General features: G+C 60.1%; 18 protein-coding genes. 9 read left to right on the top strand and 9 right to left on the bottom strand.

Annotation, left to right across the window (positions count from 1 at the left end; translation table 11 throughout):
* Positions 1–169: 169 nt before the first annotated feature.
* The 3 genes from AS89_RS16515 (at position 170) to AS89_RS0100695 (ending at position 2,713) form a co-directional block, all read left to right on the top strand.
* Positions 170–799, top strand: coding sequence for a TRAP transporter small permease subunit (locus AS89_RS16515; protein WP_100169206.1), 630 nt, complete (start codon positions 170–172; stop codon positions 797–799).
* Entirely contained in the window at positions 796–2,157 is a 1,362-nt protein-coding gene (locus tag AS89_RS0100700; protein ID WP_010130298.1) for a TRAP transporter large permease, read from the top strand. Before AS89_RS16515 ends, AS89_RS0100700 begins: the two co-directional genes overlap by 4 nt.
* Before the next feature lie 166 nt (positions 2,158–2,323).
* The gene (locus AS89_RS0100695) at positions 2,324–2,713 is read left to right on the top strand and encodes an acyl-CoA thioesterase (RefSeq protein WP_010130297.1); all 390 of its coding nucleotides are present in this window, start codon (positions 2,324–2,326) and stop codon (positions 2,711–2,713) included.
* A 62-nt stretch (positions 2,714–2,775) separates the two neighbouring features.
* On the opposite strand, the gene pbp4b is transcribed toward AS89_RS0100695, so the two are convergent.
* Together pbp4b and AS89_RS0100685 are read right to left on the bottom strand one after the other, a co-directional pair.
* Positions 2,776–4,125 (bottom strand): penicillin binding protein PBP4B, encoded by a 1,350-nt coding sequence (gene pbp4b, locus AS89_RS0100690; RefSeq protein WP_010130295.1) that lies wholly within the window; start codon positions 4,123–4,125, stop codon positions 2,776–2,778.
* Positions 4,126–4,169: 44 nt separating this feature from the next.
* Positions 4,170–5,303: a TRAP transporter substrate-binding protein gene (locus AS89_RS0100685; protein ID WP_010130294.1), complete on the bottom strand. Its 1,134-nt coding sequence runs from the start codon at positions 5,301–5,303 to the stop codon at positions 4,170–4,172.
* Between the two features lie 239 nt (positions 5,304–5,542).
* Between AS89_RS0100685 and AS89_RS0100675 the strand changes: the two genes are divergently transcribed.
* Entirely contained in the window at positions 5,543–6,271 is a 729-nt protein-coding gene (locus AS89_RS0100675) for a hypothetical protein (RefSeq protein WP_010130292.1), read from the top strand.
* A 122-nt stretch (positions 6,272–6,393) separates the two neighbouring features.
* Here AS89_RS0100675 and uvrD read toward each other — a convergent pair whose 3' ends face one another.
* A complete protein-coding gene (gene uvrD, locus AS89_RS0100670) occupies positions 6,394–8,610 on the bottom strand; it encodes a DNA helicase II (protein ID WP_010130291.1) in 2,217 nt (738 codons plus the stop codon).
* 281 nt (positions 8,611–8,891) lie between these two features.
* Between uvrD and hexR the strand changes: the two genes are divergently transcribed.
* Positions 8,892–9,746, top strand: coding sequence for a transcriptional regulator HexR (gene hexR, locus AS89_RS0100665; protein WP_010130290.1), 855 nt, complete (start codon positions 8,892–8,894; stop codon positions 9,744–9,746).
* A gap of 256 nt (positions 9,747–10,002) precedes the next feature.
* Entirely contained in the window at positions 10,003–11,247 is a 1,245-nt protein-coding gene (locus AS89_RS0100660; protein ID WP_010130289.1) for a multidrug effflux MFS transporter, read from the top strand.
* Positions 11,248–11,256: 9 nt separating this feature from the next.
* On the opposite strand, the gene gstA is transcribed toward AS89_RS0100660, so the two are convergent.
* The 6 genes from gstA to AS89_RS0100630 form a co-directional block, all read right to left on the bottom strand.
* On the bottom strand, positions 11,257–11,856 hold the full coding sequence (gene gstA, locus AS89_RS0100655) for a glutathione transferase GstA (RefSeq protein ID WP_010130288.1): 600 nt from the start codon (positions 11,854–11,856) through the stop codon (positions 11,257–11,259).
* A 143-nt stretch (positions 11,857–11,999) separates the two neighbouring features.
* A complete protein-coding gene (locus AS89_RS16510) occupies positions 12,000–12,611 on the bottom strand; it encodes a hypothetical protein (protein ID WP_138976340.1) in 612 nt (203 codons plus the stop codon).
* Between the two features lie 201 nt (positions 12,612–12,812).
* Positions 12,813–13,787, bottom strand: coding sequence for a glutathione S-transferase family protein (locus AS89_RS0100645; protein ID WP_010130285.1), 975 nt, complete (start codon positions 13,785–13,787; stop codon positions 12,813–12,815).
* Between the two features lie 33 nt (positions 13,788–13,820).
* The gene (locus tag AS89_RS0100640) at positions 13,821–14,225 is read right to left on the bottom strand and encodes a DoxX family protein (protein ID WP_010130284.1); all 405 of its coding nucleotides are present in this window, start codon (positions 14,223–14,225) and stop codon (positions 13,821–13,823) included.
* Between the two features lie 243 nt (positions 14,226–14,468).
* A complete protein-coding gene (locus AS89_RS0100635; protein ID WP_010130283.1) occupies positions 14,469–15,458 on the bottom strand; it encodes a Gfo/Idh/MocA family protein in 990 nt (329 codons plus the stop codon).
* 47 nt (positions 15,459–15,505) lie between these two features.
* Positions 15,506–16,393 (bottom strand): LysR family transcriptional regulator, encoded by an 888-nt coding sequence (locus AS89_RS0100630; RefSeq protein WP_010130282.1) that lies wholly within the window; start codon positions 16,391–16,393, stop codon positions 15,506–15,508.
* Between the two features lie 150 nt (positions 16,394–16,543).
* On the opposite strand from AS89_RS0100630, the gene AS89_RS0100625 reads away from it, so the two are divergent.
* The 3 genes from AS89_RS0100625 to AS89_RS0100615 all read left to right on the top strand — a co-directional run bounded on the left by AS89_RS0100625 (position 16,544) and on the right by AS89_RS0100615 (position 20,836).
* Positions 16,544–17,437, top strand: a complete 894-nt coding sequence (locus AS89_RS0100625) for a pirin family protein (protein ID WP_010130281.1) — start codon at positions 16,544–16,546, stop codon at positions 17,435–17,437.
* 101 nt (positions 17,438–17,538) lie between these two features.
* Positions 17,539–18,858, top strand: a complete 1,320-nt coding sequence (locus AS89_RS0100620; protein ID WP_010130280.1) for a cation:proton antiporter — start codon at positions 17,539–17,541, stop codon at positions 18,856–18,858.
* 91 nt (positions 18,859–18,949) lie between these two features.
* The gene (locus tag AS89_RS0100615) at positions 18,950–20,836 is read left to right on the top strand and encodes a monovalent cation:proton antiporter-2 (CPA2) family protein (protein WP_010130279.1); all 1,887 of its coding nucleotides are present in this window, start codon (positions 18,950–18,952) and stop codon (positions 20,834–20,836) included.
* Positions 20,837–20,838: the final 2 nt, after the last annotated feature.

The following is a 20,838-nucleotide window of genomic DNA, read 5'->3' as shown; positions in this document are numbered from 1 at the left end:
TGAATGAAAAGTTACAAACAGGTTACAGTCGCCCGATCATTCCGTGACCGCTGACCGGCTCTGAGTCAGCCATCGTCGGCGACCACACCACGCTGGCGCAATTTCTGGCCAAAAGGTAGGCTGTGCTCCAGTGATAACAGAACAATAAAGATGATTTGAGAGTATTCACATGATGTTTCTGCTACGTGCCGCCGGTGCCCTGGACCGGTTTGCCAGCGGCTGCGGACGTGTTCTGGGCTGGTTCACGCTGGCCATGGTGGTGATCCAGAGCCTGGTGGTGGCGCTGCGCTATGGCTTCGACGGCGGTTCCCTGGCCATGCAGGACGCGGTGGCATACCTGCACGGCGCCGCGCTGATGCTCGGCCTGGCCTACGCACTGCAGTCCAACGCCCATGTGCGCGTGGATGTGGTGTACCGCAAGCTCTCGCCCAGAGGCAAAGCCTGGGTGGATGCGGTGGGCTGCCTTATTTTCCTGCTGCCGCTGTGCGTCTTTATCGGTTACGGCAGTCTGCAGTTTGCCGCCAGCAGCTGGTCGGTACAGGAAACCAGCAATAGCGCGGATGGCCTGGGTGGGGTCTACCTGCTGAAAAGCCTAATCCCGCTGGCCGCTGCGACCCTCGCGCTGCAGGGGCTTAGCCAGCTGGCGCGCGCGCTGCACACCCTGATGCAGGTGGAATCCAGCGATAGCTCCTCCCAGATTTTGCACGAAGCGGCCGCAAAACCTGCGCCACATGCACCCGAACCCGGGCAGCAACCGAGCCCGCTGGTGCGCGAAGCCGCCGGGGAGGCCAGCGCATGATGGAGCTGATCCCCCTGCTGATGTTCGTAGCCGTGTGTGCGGCGCTAATGGCCGGCTACCCGGTGGCGTTCACACTCGGTGGCACCGCACTGCTGGCTGCCGGGCTGGGCATTGTCGGCGGCGTGTTCGATGCCGGCCTGCTGCGCGCATTTCCCGACCGCCTCTACGGCATTATGCAAAACGGTACCCTGATGGCGGTGCCGCTGTTTGTGTTGATGGGCGTGATGCTGGAGCGGGCGCGGATCGCCGAAGACCTGCTGGTGAACTTGGCACGGGTGTTTTCCGGAATTCCCGCCGGTATGGCGGTATCGGTGGTGGTGGTGGGCGCACTGCTGGCCGCCAGTACCGGTATTGTTGGCGCCACCGTGGTGACCATGGGCCTGATGTCCCTGCCCACCATGCTGAAACGTGGCTACTCCCCCAAGCTCGCCACCGGCACCATCTGTGCCACCGGCACTCTGGGCCAGATTATCCCGCCGTCCATCGCCCTGGTGCTGCTCGGTGACACCCTGTCCAATGCCTACCAGCAGGCGCAGCTGTCACAGGGTATCTTCAACCCGAAACCGGTGAGTGTGGGCGACCTGTTTATGGGTGCGATTATCCCGGGGCTGTTACTGGTCGCCGCCTACATCCTGTACCTGCTGTTTATTGCGCGCCGCGAACCGGCAACGGCCCGCGGCACCAGCGAACAGGTGGACCTGCTGCAAACAGTAAAAAGCCTGTTCCCGCCCATCGCGCTGATGCTGCTGGTACTGGGCTCGATCATTACCGGTGCCGCCACGCCCACCGAGGCCGCGGCGGTCGGCGCGCTGGGTGCCGGTATCCTGGCCTGGGGGCGCGGCGCCCTGAACTGGTCCCGCGCCGGCGAAGTGGGGCAGAGCACCCTGCAGGTCACCGCCATGGTGTTCGCGATCCTGATCGGTGCCTCGCTATTTTCGCTGGTATTCCGCGGCTTTGGCGGTGAGGAAGTGGTCACTCACTTCTTCGAAAGCCTGCCAGGCGGCGTGGTCGGCGCAACCCTGCTGGTGATGCTGGTGATCTTCCTGCTCGGCTTTATCCTCGACTTTATCGAGATCACCTTCGTGGTGGTGCCGATTGTGGGTCCGGTACTGCTGGCCATGGGCCTGGACCCGGTGTGGCTGGGCGTGATGATCGCGCTGAACCTGCAGACCTCCTTCCTCACCCCGCCATTTGGCTTCGCGCTCTTTTACCTGCGCGGCGTGGCGCCGGCGGAAGTGGCCACCGGTGCGATCTATCGCGGGGTGGTACCGTTTATCGCGATCCAGTTACTGGTGATGTGCCTGCTGGCCATGTGGCCGGCACTGGCGACCTGGCTGCCCGCCTATGTGACCTCCTGACCCGCTGAACCAGCGAACAGCACCCGGCCAGCATTGAGGGCACATCAGAATGTGTGCCCGGTGCTGGTCATTAAGTGCCCAGATTGTGTTAGAATGCGCCACCCGATCGCGGTGAGCGAAAAACCACCGCCGGGGCAATAAATCTAAGAATTTGTGAGCACCTGTGATGTCCGCCATTGATGAAGAACCGCAACCAAGCGGAACCCTGACCCTGCAGACCCAGTCCATGCCCCGGGATACCAATCCCCAGGGTGACGTTTTTGCTGGCTGGCTGATGTCGCAGATGGACGTCGCCGGCGCCATCCTCGCCCAGAGTATCGCCCGCGGCCGCGTGACCACCGTCGCCGTCGGCAGCATGGTGTTCCTGCGCCCGGTTCCGGTGGGCTCGACGGTGAGCTGCTACGCCGAAGCCGTGGAAGTGGGCCGCTCCTCCATCAAAACGCTGGTGGAAGTCTGGCTGACCCGGGTCGACACCGGTGAACAGGTAAAAGTGACCGAAGGGGAGTTTGTGTTTGTGGCCATAGATGACCGCGGACGCACCCGCCCGCTGCCCTGATTCATGACAAAATGGCCGCGCTGCAACCGGGCAGCCCGGCCCCGCTTGCTCCGCCCGCCCGCTTAATGCATCGCCCGATATACCGCAGAAACAACTTCACCGTAGCGACCTACCGGGAAAAAATCACCGATAAATTTGCCTGCGCTGCTGCCGGTTTGTATCACCGGCGAATGTTTTTTATTGGTCAGCAACACAATGCCCAGGTCATGTACGGGGTCGATCACGGTTAGGGTTCCGGTCCAGCCGGTATGGCCATACGCCTGGTTGCTGGCGTGCTCGCCGAACATCCACTGCATACTTTCATCGCCATTAGTTCGCCAACCCAGGGCAAACGTGGGCGCATCATCTGATGGCGCCAGGAATGCGTGGATGACACCACGGTCGAACAGTTCAACCTCTCCGTAGCCTCCGCCATTCAGCATCACCTGCAGCAATACGGCCAAATCGCCGGATCTCGAAAATAGGCCCGCATGGCCGGCAATGCCGCCCATCGAATAGAAGGCCTTTTCGTCGTGGACCTCGCCTCGAATCGTCGCGGTGCGAATATTGGTGAAAGACACAATGCCGTCGCGGGTATTGCCGAGCAGTTCCGTCGCGGCAAATTCTTCTGGCGCAAACCCGTTTTGTAGCGGATTGAAGTGGGTGTGGCGCAGCTGCAGGGGTGCATAGACACTGCTGTGTAAATACTCGTCCAGTCGCTGCCCGGTAATGCGCTCAACAATCATGCCCAACAGCATGTAGTCCACATCGCTGTACACGCTTTTACTGCGCGGCGGATACGCCAGCGGTGTCTGCACAATCATTCGTTCGGTTTTGCTGCGATCCTGCGAGTAGAGCTGCTTGGCCACCGTCGGGTTGTGGTATTGCGGGTCCGGCATAAACCCCGCGCGATGACGCAACACATCCTCCACGGTCACCAGATCCTTACCCCGGATACTGTCGCCCTCAAGGTCGCGGAATTCCGGCAGGTAATCGCGCACGCGCGCGGTCAAATCCAGCCGTCCCTCGCTTACCAGCTTTTGCAGGGCATAGTTGGTAGCGTACATTTTGGTATTGGAGGCCAGATCAAACAGCGTGTCGGTGGTCATCGGCACAAAATCTGGCAACGGCTGACCGCCGTCAAACTTCTGTCGATAACCGTAGCTGCTGTTTTTCACGATCTTGCCATCGCGAATGACCAACAACACCGCACCGGGAAAGCCGGCGGCGATGGACTTGGTAATCAGCGCATCTACCTCGCGCAGCCCCTCCGCAGAAAACCCGGCCTCCTGCGGCGAGTCAGCGGGACGCAGCTCGGGATAGGTAGGGCGTGGCTCGGGAGAGGCGGGCGACGCAGCCAACGCCGGCAATGCACTGCAAAGCAGGCAGCAGGAAAGCACCCACAAGCGCAAATGCGTGATGGAATAACGCATGGTTCTTCTCTCTCCTAAGCCGTTGCGGTATCGGTGAGTGCGATTCAGTGCTGGTTGATCGCCCGTGTCTGGTAATACGCCTCTTCACTGATTTTGTGATAGGGGATTACCTGCGAGTCGAAATCCTGGAAGGCCTCGTATACCCGGTTGAACTGCGGATCCTTGGCGGCGGTTTCCTGCATGATGCCCTGGTTGATTTCCTTCAGGTGCGCGATCACCTCATCCGGTAACCTGCGCAGTTCCACGCCGTGCTCTTCCACCAGCTCTTTGAGAGCGCGATTGTTGCGCGCGGTGTATTCATCCAGCATATCCTGGTTGGCATCACGCGCGGCCACGCGCACGATGGCCTGCAGATCTTCTGGCAGTTTTTCGAATGCGGTTTTGTTGATTAGGATTTCCAGCACCGAGCCCGGCTCGTGCCAGCCCGGGTAGTAATAGTATTTGGCGATCTGGTGGAAGCCGAAGGCGAGGTCGTTGTAGGGGCCAACCCATTCGGTGGCATCGATCACGCCGGTCTGCAGTGCGGTGTACAGTTCACCACCGGGGATGGTTACCGCAGTGCCACCGGCGCGGTTCAGGACTTCACCACCGAGCCCCGGGATACGCATCTTCAGGCCTTTCAGGTCGTCGACGGAATTGATTTCCTTGTTAAACCAGCCCGCCATCTGCACACCGGTGGAGCCGCCGGCCATGGGGATCAGGTCAAAGGGCGCGTAGAGTTCTTCCCACAGTTCCAGCCCACCACCGTAATGCAGCCAGCCATTCATTTCCTGCGCATTCAGGCCAAACGGTACCGCGGTAAAAAACTGGGCCGCGGGGATTTTGCCTTTCCAGTAATAGGCCGCACCGTGGCCGGCCTCCGCCGCACCGCTGGATACCGCACCGAACACGCCCATGGCGGGCACCAGCTCGCCGGCACCAAACACCTTGATCTTCAGGCGACCGTTGGACATGGCAGCCACATTCTTGGCAAAGCGCTCGGGGGCGCTGCCGAGGCCGGGGAAGTTCTTCGGCCAGGTGGTAACCATCTTCCACTCAAAGGTCTGCTGGCCGGCATTTTCCAGCGCGGTCACGGTGTGCTCCTGGTCCGAGCGGGAAATCACCAGACTGCCGAAGGTGAGTACTAGCAAAGCCAGCAGAGAAAGGATAACGGCGGGGTACCAGTTGAGTTTTTGCATGCTGATTCGATTTATCGTTATTGGGCCAGTTATGCGACCAGGCCGGGGCTGCTTGTTATGGGGGGACGTTATCACCCTGCATTTCGGCATTCAAATAGACTGCCCCGTCACTTTGCTGCCACAATAGCGCGGCTGGCGGTGACATTACAGGAGTTTGCCCGTTTGATTGCCTCTGCAAAGTCTTCCTTCCCATACGAGCCTCATCAGCACAAAAATCCATCAAAAAAAGTGAGTACGCCATGAAAATGTCTTCTTTTTTCGTTGGGGCACTTGCCTGTTCAACGGCCTTTTTCGCCTTCGAGTACTTCCGCACTTCCACAGCCGAAGAGGACCGCGAAACTCGCATGGTGGTTGATCAGCGCACTTCTCCCGCCCCTGTCACCTCGCAGGGACTGGAAGCTCGTCAGCCGCACCCAATGAGCGCGAGCGAAGACGATATGGGTGCTGCAGATCTGATTGCCAAAAAACAGGGCGCAAGCGTGTGGGAAAGGTTGTGCAGCAATAGTGACGATGGCTCTTCTTGCACCGTCAACCCAGACCTGAACGTGGCTAAGGTGGTCTTCGATAGCGAGCTCCGCGCAGCCAGAAGTTCTGAGGCCGCAATCATTCTTGGCAGTAGCAACTTCAGTGAAATCATTAATGGTATATCGGGAACGGATTCCGCCAGCATTATGAAGTCAGTGAATTTCACTCAAAGGGCAAGCGAGCTCTTCGGACACATAGACCCGACAATGGAAAGTGACTTCTCCTGTAATAACGATCTGTGCCTTGCGAAAATTCACGCACGCTCTGAGGAAAACTGGGCCGCGTTCCAGCAGGAATTTTTTACCGGGGAAGCCGCGGGAAATCTATTGGTCTATCCCGACCCACAAGAACCGCATGCCTATCGGGTGTTGTTGGCCTTGGGGGATGGTTTGCCGGTAATCATTGGCTCTAATGCCCCAGTATCCGGCTCGCCTACACAATAAGGGGAATTGGAGATCGCGAGCAATGTCACCACCCCGGACACGCTGCTTGGGGTGGCGGATGCGCGTTCACGCATCCAAGTTTTCAGCGCTCAAGCCTACCAGCTCGACCCCGCTCACAGTGCTTACAGCGGCTGCAGCTTGGCCATGGATACTACCAGCCATTTGCTGCCGGCGTCGTCGAAGTTGACCTGTACCCGCGCGCGCGGGCCGGAGCCTTCAAACTGCACGACGGTGCCTTCGCCGAATTTGGCGTGGTCCACACGGCCACCCAGGGCCAGTGGAGGCAGGTCATCATCGAAGTCTGGGGCCGGGTCGGAGAACTGGCCCACTCGCCCGTAATTTGGCTGGAACAGCGGTTTGGAGACTTCGGTTTTCAGGCGCACCTCGTGGATATACTCCACCGGAATCTCGCTCACAAATCGCGACGGCTTGTTGTAGGTCTCGCTGCCGAACAGACGGCGGCTTTCCGCATAGGTGATGTACAGCTTCTGCATGGCACGGGTGATACCCACGTAACACAGGCGACGCTCTTCCTCCATGCGCCCGGGTTCCTGGGCCGACATTTTGTGCGGGAACAGGTTTTCTTCCACACCGGCCATAAATACCAGCGGGAATTCCAGGCCCTTGGCGGAGTGCAGGGTCATCAACTGCACCGCATCTTCAAACTCGTCCGCCTGGCCTTCGCCGGCATCCAGGGCGGCGCTGTCGAGGAACTGGTTCAGCAGGGGGATTTCCTCTTCATCCACCGCTTCGCCATCGGCATCGGCGGTGGGAATTCCGTCGAAGCCGCGGCAGGCACTGACCAGTTCCTGCAAGTTTTCCACACGAGTCTGACCCTTCTCGCCTTTCTCCTTGCCGTGGAATTCGATCAGGCCGGTCTGCTCGATGGCGAGCTCGGCGATATGGTCGAGGGTCTTGTCGGTGCTCTCTTCATCCAGTGCGTCGATCAGGCTGAGGAAGTTCGCCAGCGCATTGCCGGCACGGGCAGCAAGCACCTTTTGCTGCAACATCTTTTCCGCAGCGCTCCACAGGGAACAGCCGTGCTCGCGCGCGAACCCCCGCACCGTATCCACGGTGCGCGCACCGATGCCGCGGGTAGGCGTGTTCACCACCCGCTCGAATGAGGTGTCGTCGTGGCGGTTGGTCATCAGGCGCATGTAGGACAGCGCATTCTTGATTTCCATACGCTCGTAGAAGCGCTGGCCACCGTAGATGCGATAGGGCACCTGCTCACGCAACAGGCCCTCTTCCAGCACCCGCGACTGGGCGTTGGAGCGGTACAGAATGGCAATGCTGTCGCGGCGGTTGCCGTCACGCACCCAGTCCTGAATGCGCTCGACAATAAAGCGCGCTTCATCCTGTTCGTTGTAGGCGGAATACAGGGAGATCGGCTCGCCCTTGTCGCCCTCGGTCCACAGCTGTTTGCCGAGGCGGCCGGAGTTGTGCGCAATCACCGCATTGGCAGCGTTCAGGATGGTGCTGGTCGAGCGGTAGTTCTGCTCCAGGCGTACCGTCTGCACCTCTTTCAGGTCCGCTTCGAAGTGCTGGATGTTCTCGATCTTGGCGCCGCGCCAGCCGTAGATGGACTGGTCGTCATCGCCCACCGCGGTGATCGCACATTGGTCGCCGGCAAGCAGGCGCAACCACGCGTATTGAATGGTGTTGGTATCCTGGAATTCGTCCACCAGGATAAACGGGAAGCGGCGGCGGTAATGCGCGAGGATGCTGTCGTTGTTCAGCAGCAGTTCGTGGGCCCGCAGTAGCAGCTCGCCAAAGTCCACCACACCGGCGCGCTGGCAGGCCTCTTCATAGGCGCTGTAGATACGCACCATGGTCTGCAACCATGGGTCACCGGTCAGCTGGATATACTGGGGACGGATACCCTCATCCTTCTGCGCGCCGATCCACCACTGGGTTTCCCGCGGCGACCACTTCTTCTCGTCCAGACCCAGTTCGTTCTGCACCCGCTTGATCAGGCGCAGCTGGTCGTCTGAATCGAGAATCTGGAAATTCTGCGGCAGCTTCGCTTCCTGCCAGTGCGCGCGCAGCAACCGATGGGCGAGGCCGTGGAAGGTACCCACCCACATGCCAAAGGTGTTTACCCCGAGCAGTTCCTCGATACGCCCGCGCATCTCGCGCGCGGCCTTGTTAGTAAAGGTCACCGCCATAATGGAGTAGGGCGACGCCCCCTCCACCTGCATCAGCCAGGCGATACGGTGCACCAGCACGCGGGTCTTGCCCGAGCCGGCACCGGCCAGAACCAATTGATTGCCCGGAGGCGCGGCCACGGCTTCGCGCTGGGGGTCGTTGAGGGGGTCTAAAAGTTCAGATACGTCCATGGGGCGGATTGTATCAGGGGTGGGGGGAGAACTGGGTATATAAACAGGGTTTGTGGGCGGTCTTTTTCCAGTGCAGTGGCGGACCTGCTACCGGGTATCGCCTTGCGGGACACGCCGTAAACCCATCCCTGGGGGCTCGGCTGCGGCCGTCCTGGCCGCAGACGGTCCCACAAGGCGATACCCGGCATCAGGCCCTTCACATCAAGCTCCGTGACACCAACACTCGCCAGCACCGAGCCATGCCGCTAAACTGCACAACTTGAACCATAGAAGGTGTTGTCGTGAAGCCAGCGGAAGTCACGCAAAAAATCAGCGAACAGCTGAGTTCCATGCGCAAGTCAGAGCGCAAGGTTGCGGAATATATCCTCGCCAATCCGGGCGAAATCATTCATATGCGTATTGTCGATCTCGCCACCGAGGCACAGGTGAGCGAACCGACCGTGGTGCGCTTCTGCCGCGCCGTGGGCTGCTCTGGCTTCCAGGAATTCAAACTGAACCTGGCCCAGCAGCTGGCTTCCAGCCCGAGTTTTGGCCAGATCGCGGTCACTGAAACCGACTCCATCGCCGAATACAAACGCAAGGTATTCGACTCCACCGTCGATACCCTGCTGAACGTACGCGACAAGATTGATGGCCGCGCCCTGGAAGCGGCAATTTCTGCCATCGCCGCCGCCAAGCGCGTGGAATTCTTCGGTTTTGGTGCCTCCGGTGCCGTGGCTGCCGACGCCCAGCACAAGTTCTTCCGCCTGCAAATGGCTACCGCCGCCCACTCCGACCACCATATGCAGAGCATGTCGGCCATGAGTATGCAGCCCGGCGACGTGGTGGTTGCCATCTCCCAGAGTGGCCGCACGTCCTCGCTGCTGCGCTCCATGGAAATGGCCAAGCAGCAGGGCGCCACGGTGATTGGCCTCGGCCCCAGCGGTTCACCCATGACCCGCCAATCCAGCATCCCGCTGGAGGTGGATGTAGAAGAAGACATCGAACTCTACACCCCGCTGTCTTCCCGCATCGCCCACCTGGTGGTGATCGACGTGCTCGCCATCGGCGTTGCCCAGCGCAAGGGCCCGCAGCTGCAGGAACACCTGCTGAAGCTGAAACAGGGTCTGTACAATTTGCGCGAAGAGAAGCACTAGAAGAAAAGCACTAACAGCAACGATCTGCTTTGAACACGCCCCTCTTGGTAGCGATTACCCCATCTCTGCAGAAAAACCACTGACCGCATATTCCCCAGCGCCCATGGCATCTGCCGGGCGCGCCCGCTACTATGCCGCCGCCCGCAGGTAATCTGCGCCGGCGCCCAGGCTGTGACCATTGGCTCGCGGACCCTAACTTGCGGCCCATATAAAGCGCTGTCGCCGTGCCTCAAGCTTCCTTATTTACCGGTTTGTTATGCCCCCGAATTTCTTCGACGCCGACGGCCGTCCGCCGCGCTGGCTCGCCCCCTGTCTCGCTGCGCTGGTAGCGCTGACGCCATTTGCCATCGACACCTATCTTCCGGCCATTCCTGCGATGGCGGTAGCGCTGGGCGTGGAAGTCGCACAGGTGCAGCACTCGGTTTCCAGCTATCTGCTGGGCTTTGCCCTGGGACAGCTGTTTGGTGGCCCGCTATCGGACCGCTGGGGGCGAATACTGGTGGGGACCATTGGCCTTAGCGTGTTTATTGTCAGCACCACACTGATTCTGTTTGCCAACAGTGTGGAAATGCTGGTGGCGCTGCGCTTCTTCCAGGCCGCGGGCGGCGGTTTTGCCACGGTGATCTGTGGTGCCATCGTGCGCGACCTGTATCACGGCCGCGAGGCGGCGCGCATCATGTCGCTGATTGCCACCATGATGCTGATCGCACCGATGGTGGCACCGGTAATCGGCTCCACCCTGCTGACCTTCGGCGACTGGCACGCGATCTTTATCTTCTTGCTGGTCTACGGCCTGGCCATGATGGTGCTGGTGCGCGGCATTCTGCCGGAAACGGTGTCGCGCTTTCGCCGGGCGCGGCGCCAGCGCCAGTCCCGCCGCAGTATGTTTCAGGGCTATGCGGAAATTTTCCGCACCCCACGGGCACTGGGCTTTTTGTTTGGGCAGGCATTTGTCAGCGGTTGCATGTTTATCTACATCACCACCGCGCCGTTTGTGTTTATGGAGCATTTCGGGGTCAGTCCGCAGACCTTCCCGATTCTGTTCGGCAGCTGCGTGCTGGGGCTGGTCATTCTGGTACAGCTGAATATCCGCCTGCTGAAGGTCTTCGAGCCGCGCCAGATCCTGCTGGCGGGCATCGCGCTGCAACTGGTGTTTTGTGCGCTGCTGCTGGCCAGCACCCTCTACTACGGCGCGCAGCAACCTCTGCTGGCGTGGATGATCCCGCTGGTGCTGGCAATGTCTACCATCGGCCTGATCACGCCGAACTCGGCAGCCTGTTACCTGGAGTTCTTCCCCTCCATCAGCGGTACCGCGAATGCGCTGTTCGGCGCCTCGCTGTTTATCTTTGGCGGGGTACTTGGCGGGACGGTGAGTGCGGTGCACACCGGCACCCTGGTGCCGATTGCGCTGGGTATGTTGTGCTGTTCGGCCGCCGCGCTGTGCCTGGTGCTATTTGTCGCGAAAGCGCGCCGGCCGATCGAGATTTCAGAGAGGAAGTGACGGCGCGGGTCAGATCAGCCCCTCGGCCTTGAGTGCTTGCTGTACCCCCGGGCGCTGGGACATACGCGCGGCGAAGGCCGCTAGCTGCGGCCAGGCGCTGGTGTCGACTTCAACAAGTTTGCACCAGTTATACACGGTGAACAGATAGGCATCGGCGATGCAGAAATCGTCGCCCATCAGGTAGTCGCCTGCCATGGCGTCTTCGATGTACTGAAAGCGCTTGGCCAGTTTCTTGCGCGCCATGTCCTTGTCCGCATCGCTGCCACCCCAGAACAAGGGGATGAAGGACTTGTGCACTTCTGTCGCCAGATAATTCAGCCACTCCAGCACCCGGTAATGCGCCAGCGAGCCATATTGAGGTGCCAGGTTTTTTTCCGGTTTCTGTTCGGCGAGAAACTGTACGATGGCCGGGCCCTCGGTCAGTAATTCTCCCCCCTCCAGCTGCAGGGCCGGCACCTGTCCCTTGGGGTTGACCTCGGCAAAATTACCACCGCCATCCATTTCCTTGGTTTTCAGGTTGACCTTGCACAGCGCCAGGTCGATACCCGCCTCACAGGCAACAATATGGGGTGACAGCGAGCAGGCGCCGGGGCTGTAAAAGAGTTTCATTGGGATCTCCAAGGCTGGCAAATTGCCTCCAGTATAGCCGCGAGGCGATGGCAGCAGCGCAATCAGAGCAGAACTGCTTTGGCGGGGCAGCGCAGGCGGCGAGCGCGGTTAAACCGCGCCAGCCGCAGCCAAATCGGGGATGATCAGCGCAGGAAACGGGAGGAGTAGAGGGAGCGCACCTTGTACAGCAGACTCTTCTTCTTGCGCAGGTACTTGTTGCCGTTGATCACGGTGCGCAGGGTGGTGCGGATCTTGTCCCGATCGCCCTCAACACCGGCGGCGTTCATAAACTTGAAGAAGTCTTCTTCCAGGTGCTCCATACGCACCGTCACCCAGTTGTCGCGGTTGCGTAGGAAGAAGGCCACGTTGTCCTGCACCGTGTCGACCATCAGTCGACAGGCATCCAGCGCCGTTTCCATATCGGGCTTTTTGCGACACATCAGAATGCCGTGATAGAAATGTCGTGCTATGCAGATTACGCCCTGCCAGCGATCGCGGTAGCTACGCGCGATTTTCTCTGGGTCACGGGTCAAGTGCACATAGAAGGTGTCTTCGTCGTCGTACATTTGATCCAACGTGCCCAGGAACCAAACGAGTCGATTATCCGATTCGATGTGGTTGTCCGGGTACTCCAGGCGGCCCTGAATCTTGCCCTCGTGAATTTCGTGGCCACAGGTCATGCCGTCGATGTGCGTGCAGGCCTCGGCGAACGTCGTAGATCCAGAGCGCCCCGTCGTTAGTACAAAAATCCGCATAATTATCTCTTACCGCAATCTAGTTGCCCGGTGTTCCACAACCCCATCCAACACCCGGTGCCTCAGCATTTTGGGTATCGAAATATGGCCTCTCTCGCGGGCAAAAACGTCTGCGGGATAATACGCTGACCGCGCCATGCTTATCCACTGGCGCAGTCAACGCTGCGGACTTGGTCTCATTGACGCTACGCGGATGTCCGGTCAGGCGCCGCGGCCGTGGGGGGCGACGTAATCCAGTTCCGGGCCAACGGGCACGATACCGGTAGGGTTAATGTTCAGGTGACTGGCGTAGTAATGGGTTTTGATATGGTGGAAATCCACCGTCTCCGCAACCCCGGGCCACTGGTAAAGCTCGCGCACATAGCCCCACAGGTTCGGGTAATCCGCCAGGCGCTGCTTGTTGCACTTGAAGTGGCCGTGGTACACCGGGTCGAACCGCACCAGCGTGGTAAACAGTCGCCAGTCTGCCTCGGTGATACGGTCTCCGGTGAGGTAGCGATTGTCCGCCAGCCGCTGTTCTAACTGCTCCAGCACCTCAAACAGGCGGTGGTAGGCCGCCTCATAGGCCTGTTTGCTGGTGGCAAAACCCGCACGATAGACGCCGTTGTTCACGTTTTCGTAGACCAGCGCGTTGGTGGCATCAATATCGCCGCGCAGATCCTCGGGGTAGAAGTCCTGGTCATCTCCGGTCAAATCGTTGAACGCGGTGTTGAACATGCGGATGATTTCCGACGACTCGTTACTGACGATGCAATTGCGCTGCTTGTCCCATAGCACCGGCACTGTCACCCGCCCGGAATAGTCACCGCGATTGCGGGTGTACACCTGATGCAGGAATTCACTGCCAAACAGCGCATCGCCGCTGCTGCCTTCGTCCTGATTGAAGGTCCAGCCATGTTCGTGCATGTAGGGGCTAACCACAGACACGCTGATGTAGTCTTCCAGTCCCTTCAGCTTGCGGAAAATCAGTGTGCGGTGTGCCCAGGGGCAGGCGAGGGAAACGTACAGGTGGTAGCGGCCCTTTTCCGCGGCAAAGCCGCCCTCGCCGCTGGGGCCGGCACTGCCGTCGGCGGTCACCCAGTTGCGCAGCTGCGCCGCTTCGCGCTCAAACTCACCACCGCTTTTGTCGGTTTCGTACCAGCGATCTTTCCACTCGCCTTTGACCAAAAGTCCCATGATTGTGCTCCGTTCTGAATATGTGGTTCGCGCCTAGCGGTTTTTTACTTTCGCCATGGCGTGATCAAAGCTGAACTTGCCCGCGCCGGCACACGCCAGGATTAGGAAACCACCGGCGATGGTGATGTTTTTCATAAACATGATTTGCTGCATCTGATCGCCGGGCACATTGTGGAACAGCCAGGCACTGACAGCACAGAAAACGGCAAACGCCAGCGCTACCCAACGGGTGAAGAAACCAAACAGGATTGCCAGGCCGCCGCCCAGCTCCAGCAGAATGACCAGCGGCAACAGGAAGCCCGGTACACCCGCAGCTGCCATATATTCCTGAGTGCCCGCGTAGGCGCCGATCTTGCTGTAGCCGGCGACGATAAACATCACCGAAATCAGAATGCGCCCGATCAGTTTGCCGAAATCACACAGTGCGCCGTTTTGCATAGCAGAGTCCTCGTAAATAGCCGTTGAGACGGAAAGTGTATGGAGTGACAACGCTGTTCAGTGTAATTCGACTTTTCGAAACAAAAATCGCAAATTATTGGCACAAAGCTACGATTTTTTCGGACTTTGACGTGATGTTTCCTTGGAGGGCGCTTTGGAAGGCGTTATGGAAGGGGCTAACGACGGAGCTGTCGAAGGGCTTACCAGAGGGATTGTCAGAGGGTATCGCCAGCCTCGCCGGCGCTAGCCGACCAGCCCGGCGAGGATCTGGTCCATCACCCGCGAGGCCTTGCCGCCCTCGCCGCCGGCAACCGGGTGGTAACACGCGCCATGCAGGTGTTTGACCATGTTTTCGATATGGAAGAACTGGATGTTCTCCGGGTGGGGGATTGCCACTTGCTCGGACCCGCTGGCACTCTCCAGCACCAGGGCGGCATCGGCGAACACGGAAAAGCGGATGCTGCCGCGACTGCCGTGAACCACCACTTCATCGCCATACTCGGCGCAACCGAAATTCCAGAAGCCAGAGCCGGTGGCACCACTGTCGAATACCCAGCATGCGGATACCGCGTCTTCAGCGTCGTACAGATTTTGCTGGTTGACCGCGATGCCCTTGGCGTCGCGAATATCACCCAGCAGATAAATGAACAGATCGAGGCCGTGGCAGGCCAGGTCAACAAAGTGACCACCACCGGATACGGCAGGATCGGTGCGCCAGTTGTATTCCGCGGACAAGTCCGCGTCAGATGGAGCCCGCGCATAACTCCAGTTGATATGACGCACGTCGCCGATTTTGCCTTCATCCAGCCACGCCTTGACCTGCCTGAAGCGCGGCAGCGAGCGCCGGTAATAGGCGACAAACAATTGCGCGTCACGGCCGGCAAACGCCGCGGCGATTTCCTCGCACTCGGTGAAATTCAGCGCCATGGGTTTTTCCAGGCAGCAGTGCTTGTCGGCGGCGGCGATTTTCAGCGCGTACTCGTGGTGGCTGCCCGGCGGCGTCGCCACATAGATGGCATCAATTTCCGGATCCTGGATCAGCGCATCGGCATCGGCGTAGGTCTTCGGCACCCCGTGGCGCGCGGCGTAATCGGCGAGCTTTGCTTGGTCGCGACGCATCACCGCCCGCAACTCAGAGCCCTGCACCTTGTTAAACGCGGGGCCGCTCTTCAGCTCGGTGACATTGCCGCAGCCAATGATGCCCCAGCGGATCGGGTGCTTGTCTTGTTCCATTTCTTACACTCTGTGTCTTAAAAGCCCTGGTCTTAAAATCTGTGGTCTCAGTCCAGTGGCGGCAGGCTCTCGCGCAGGGCGCTGAGCAACATATTGGCGGCGGGGCCGGCGCGATCGCGGTCGGCAAAGAACAGGTACACCATCACGTCCCTTTCCCAGGGCTCCTCGGTGCGCAGCGGCAACAGGCGGTCGGCGCAGAGCGAATCGCGAATGCGCGGCTCCGGCAACCAGGCAAAGCCCAGGCCGCGCTCGATCAGGTCGATTGAGGTGTGCACGTTGGTAACGGTAATGCGCTCATCCGAGCCCAGCCAACCCGCATCCTGGCGATTCTTCAGCGCGGAATCCCGCATCACGATCTGCCGCGTTGCCTTCAGGTCCTCGCGGTTTACCGGGCGGCCCAGGTGGTGCAACGGATGGTCCGGGCGCGCCACCGGCAGGAATTTCACCCGGGTGAGGGGCTCGCCGACGAACCCCTGGGGGGCGCGGGCGGAGAGAATAAAGTCCACTTCCTGCTGCAGCAGCAGCTCTTCGCCGCCGGACAACACCGTCTCGCGAATTTCCAGCCGCGTATGCGGGTAGACTTCGGCGAAGCGCTCCACCGCGTTAAACAGGGCGTCGTAGTCGAACAGCACATCCACCGCCAGGCGCAGCTGGGCCTCGGTGCCGGCGGCAAGGCTGGCGGCAACCGACTCCAGCGCTTCGGCTTCATTCAACAGGCCGCCTGCACGGTTTAGCAGAACGCGCCCGGCGTCGGTCAGCTCCGCCTTGCGTCCACGCACTTCCAGTAGCGGAATGCCCAGGCTTTCCTGCAGTTTGTGCACCGCGTGATTAATGGAAGACTGGCTTTTATGCACGGCTTCCGCGGCCTGCGAAAAGCCGCCGTACTCCACCACTGCCTGAAACATGCGCCACTGTTCCAACGTTACCTTGGCCATAGACCGTCCCTTGTCCGGATGCGATCAAAACCGATGCGCTCGAAGCGCCCTGCGGCTGATCTGTCAATTTGTTCGAATATTAGCTGCGATTTTTTGCCATTTTCAGGCGATTTTATCGGCTTATACTGCCGGAAATGGAGGAGCATAACCATGCAAAACGTCACACAGAACAGCGCCAAGTCCACCGAAATCCGTCCCGCAGCGCGGGTAGTGGCGGGGCATCCTTCCGCGGATGGCGCCGGCGTGAAGATTCATCGGGTCGCGGGTTTCCAGTCTGCAGACTTCAGCCCGTTCCTGATGGTCGACGAGATCCGCTCGGAAAATCCCGACGACTATATCGCCGGCTTTCCGCCGCATCCGCACCGCGGCATCGAAACCCTTACCTATATGCTGAGCGGTGAATTCGAGCACCAGGACCACCTGGGTAATCGCGGTGCAATCTCCCAGGGCGGCGCCCAGTGGATGCGTGCCGGTCGCGGCATCATCCACTCGGAAATGCCCTCCCAGGGAGATGGCGGGATGCACGGCTTTCAGCTGTGGATCAATATGGCGGCCAAGGACAAAATGGCCGACCCGGGCTGGCGCGACGTACAACCGGAGCAGGTGCGCGAGATCAACCTCGACACGCAGGGCTCAATGATTCGCCTGATCGCGGGCCAGTGGCAGGTCGCCGGCGAACCGGTTTCCGCGCCGCTACTCGATACCTCCGCCAATGCCGCGGTCGCCGATCTGCGCCTCGCTGCCGGTGCCGAAGCCGAGTTACCGTTGCCGGCATCGCACACCGTGCTGGTGTATATCTACCGCGGTGCGCTGGATACCGGGCGCGGTGTGGTAGGGCGCGGCAACCTGGTGCTGTTTGGTGCGGGCGAAGCGCTGCAGCTGCGCGCCGCCGAGGGCGAAGTCGGCGAAGACACCGGTGTATTGATCCTGCACGGCAACCCGCTGAATGAACCCGTCGCCCATTACGGGCCCTTTGTAATGAATACGCGGGAGCAAATCGAGCAGGCGGTGCGCGACTACAATAACGGCACCCTGACCGATTAAGTTCAGCCGGGAAATTGCACTCGCATTACGGCGCTTTGTAGGGCACGATCCGCGCGCCCTACAAACCCAATGCAATCCCGGTATGGAGATTCCGCGCTCACATGGATGTCTATTACACCTTTTGTTTTATCGCCGCGGCATCCGTGTTCCTCGGGTTTCTCAACCAGTATGTGCTCCGCACCCAGACCACCATCGCGATTACCGCGGGTTCACTGGCGCTATCGCTGATCGTTACCGGGCTAGGCAAGCTGGAAATCGTCGAATTGCGCGACTGGGCAGCACAATTGCTGCCGTTGATGAACCTGGAAGACCTGTTGCTGAAGGGCATGCTCGGCTTCCTGCTGTTTGCCGGTTCCCTGCATATCGACCTGTTTATGCTGCGCAATCAGAAGGTCGAAATCACCGCCCTGGCAATCTTCGGCACCCTGATTTCGACCTTTGTGGTGGGCTACCTGCTGTATTTCCTGTTCGGATTACTCGGTATGCCGGTGGCGCTGGTTTACTGTTTGCTGTTTGGCGCGCTGATCTCCCCAACCGACCCCATTGCGGTGCTGGCGATCATCAAGAGCCTGAAAGCACCGTCGCAGGTATCCATCCAGGTGGAGGGGGAGTCGCTGTTTAACGACGGCTTCGGCATGGTGGTGTTCGCAGTGCTGTACGCGCTGGCGTTCCAGGGCACCGAGCCTACCTTTGCCGCGATCAGTCACCTGTTTATGGTGGAAGCATTTGGCGGCATCGCCCTCGGGCTTGCCATTGGTGGCCTGTTTCACTGGCTGATCTGTTCCACCAACGATCACAGTCTGGAATTGCTGCTTACCCTGGTGATCCCTACCGCCGGTTTTGCCACCGCCAATATCCTGGGGGTTTCCGGCGCGCTGGCCATGGTGGTGTCGGGCATCATCATCGGTAACTTTACCCGCGAACGCGGTTTCTCGCGGGTGAGCCAACACGAGCTGGACAACTTCTGGGGCATCACCGAAGAATTTTTGAACGGCATCCTGTTCCTGCTGGTGGGGCTGTTCCTGATCACAATCGACTTCGAGCCCATCGACTATGTGATGATCGTCGCCGCCATCGTGATTGTGCTGATCGGCCGGGTGACGGCGGTGAGTATTCCGTTCCAGTTCCTGAAACGCCACCGCCGTTACCACCCGTATACCGAGCGCATCCTGATCTGGGGCGGACTGCGCGGTGGCCTGGCCCTGGCCCTGGCGATGTCGATTCCATCCGGCGTGCTGATTGGCAGCAGCGCGGCGGGTAACACCCAGGACCTGCGCCACCTGTGGGTAGTGATGACCTATGGCGTGGTACTCTTTTCCATCGTGGTCCAGGGCTCCACCATTGCCCCGCTGATACGCCGCAGCCGCGAGGCGGATTTTTCCAGCAACACGCCCACCCCGAAAGCGGGGCAACAGGCGTAAGCCGCGCGGGCGGGAAATAGACCTCCAGCTTTAAGACCACTGGATGCCGGGGGGCATCCGACTCCAGCACACACAAAATTCAACAAGCGTTATGGCACAAGACAACTTTTTACTTCAGACCGTGATTTTTCTCGGCGCCGCGGTGATCTCGGTACCGCTGGCCAAGCGACTCGGCTTCGGCTCGGTACTGGGCTACCTGGTGGCCGGCGTGCTCATCGGCCCCCACGCCTTTGGCCTGGTAGGCGACACCAGTGACGAGCTGCATTTTGCTGAATTCGGCGTCGCGCTAATGCTGTTTCTGATCGGCCTGGAACTGCAGCCCAAGAAACTGTGGGCACTGCGCGGCGCCATTTTCGGCACCGGTGGCGCCCAGGTGCTGCTGACCGCACTGGCGGTGTCGGGGCTGGCCATCGCGCTGTTTGGCTTTGACTGGCGCAGTGCCACCGCGGTCGGCCTGATCCTGGCGCTGTCTTCCACCGCCATCGTGCTGCAATCCCTGTCGGAGAAAAACCTGCTGAAGACCGAGGGCGGGCGCAACGCGTTCAGCGTGCTGCTGTTCCAGGACATCGCGGTGATTCCAATTCTCGCCCTGCTGCCCCTGCTGGCGACAGTCGAAATTGCCCCCGACCCCGACGACCTGCAGGGCTGGAGCTATGCCTTCGCGGTACTGGGTGCGGTGATCGGGATGATACTGGCCGGGCGCTATCTGCTGACACCGCTGCTGCGCATTGTGGTCGGTACCCGTACCCGCGAACTGTTCACCGCCTGCGCGCTGTTGATCGTGCTGAGTGCCGCGGCGCTGATGAGCTGGCTGGAACTGTCGCCGGCGTTGGGGACCTTTATTGCCGGTGTGGTGCTGGCGGAAAGTGAATTCCGCCACGAGCTGGAAGCGGATATCGAGCCGTTCAAGGGCCTGTTGCTGGGGCTTTTTTTCCTGGCGGTGGGCGCCACCCTGGATCTCGCGCTGGTGATGCAAAAGCCGTTGTTGCTGTTTGGCTTGCTGCTGCTGATGGTGCTGGTGAAGTTTGCGATCCTGTTCGCGCTGGCACGCATGCGCGGCATGGCGAAAGGGGAAGACTGGCTGTTTGCGCTGTCGCTGGCGCAGGCCGGTGAGTTTGGTTTTGTCCTGCTGGCTTACGCCAGCCAGAACCACGTGCTGGCAGCGGATGTCAGCAGTATTCTGATCGCACTGATTGCGCTGTCGATGGCCCTTACCCCGCTGCTGCTGCTGGCCTACGAACAGTTGATCCAGCCGCGCTTTTTCTCTGGGCCGCAGCTGCCGGATGTTGCCGACAGCGACCCGCAGGACGATGGCTCGCCAGTGATCATTATCGGTTACGGCCGCTACGGCCAGATCGCCGGGCGAATGATCAATGCCTGCGGCTTCGAAACAACATTGCTGGAACACAACGCAGAACAGCTGGAGATGGTACGTCGCTACGGCATCAAGGCCTACTACGGCGATGCCTCCCGCGGTGACTTGCTGCACGCGGCCGGCGCCGATAACGCCAAGCTGATCATCCTCACGCTGAGCGACCAGGCGGCGTCGCTGGATATCATCGCGCGCATTCAAAAACACTTCCCGCACCTCACCATCCTTGCCCGTGCGCGCAACCGCATGCACCAGTATGCCTTGATGGAAGCGGGGGTGAAGTATATCTACCGCGAGACCGTCGACAGCGCCATCGAAATTGGCGCCGGCGCACTGCAACTGCTGGGGCTGTCCAAGCACCAGGCCCTGCGCGCGGCCCGCAAATTCAAACAGCACGACCAGCGCATGCTGGAATCGCTGTTCCCGTACTGGCGTGATGAGTCGCAGCATATTGCGCAAACCAAGATCTACCGGGAACAGCTGCTGCAGGCACTGCGCGAAGACCGACGGGATCCCGACCTGCACCTGGACCACCACTGGGACGACGGCGATAGCAGCCAAAAGAAACCGGAGAAGAGCGGTAAAGCCGTGCAACCGGGGCTCTAGTG

Origin of the sequence: Microbulbifer agarilyticus S89 (genome assembly GCF_000220505.1) — a bacterium.
Taxonomy (GTDB): Bacteria; Pseudomonadota; Gammaproteobacteria; order Pseudomonadales; family Cellvibrionaceae; genus Microbulbifer; species Microbulbifer agarilyticus_B.
Note: the sequence above shows the minus strand (reverse complement) of the source record. Positions and strands in the feature narration are given on the sequence as shown.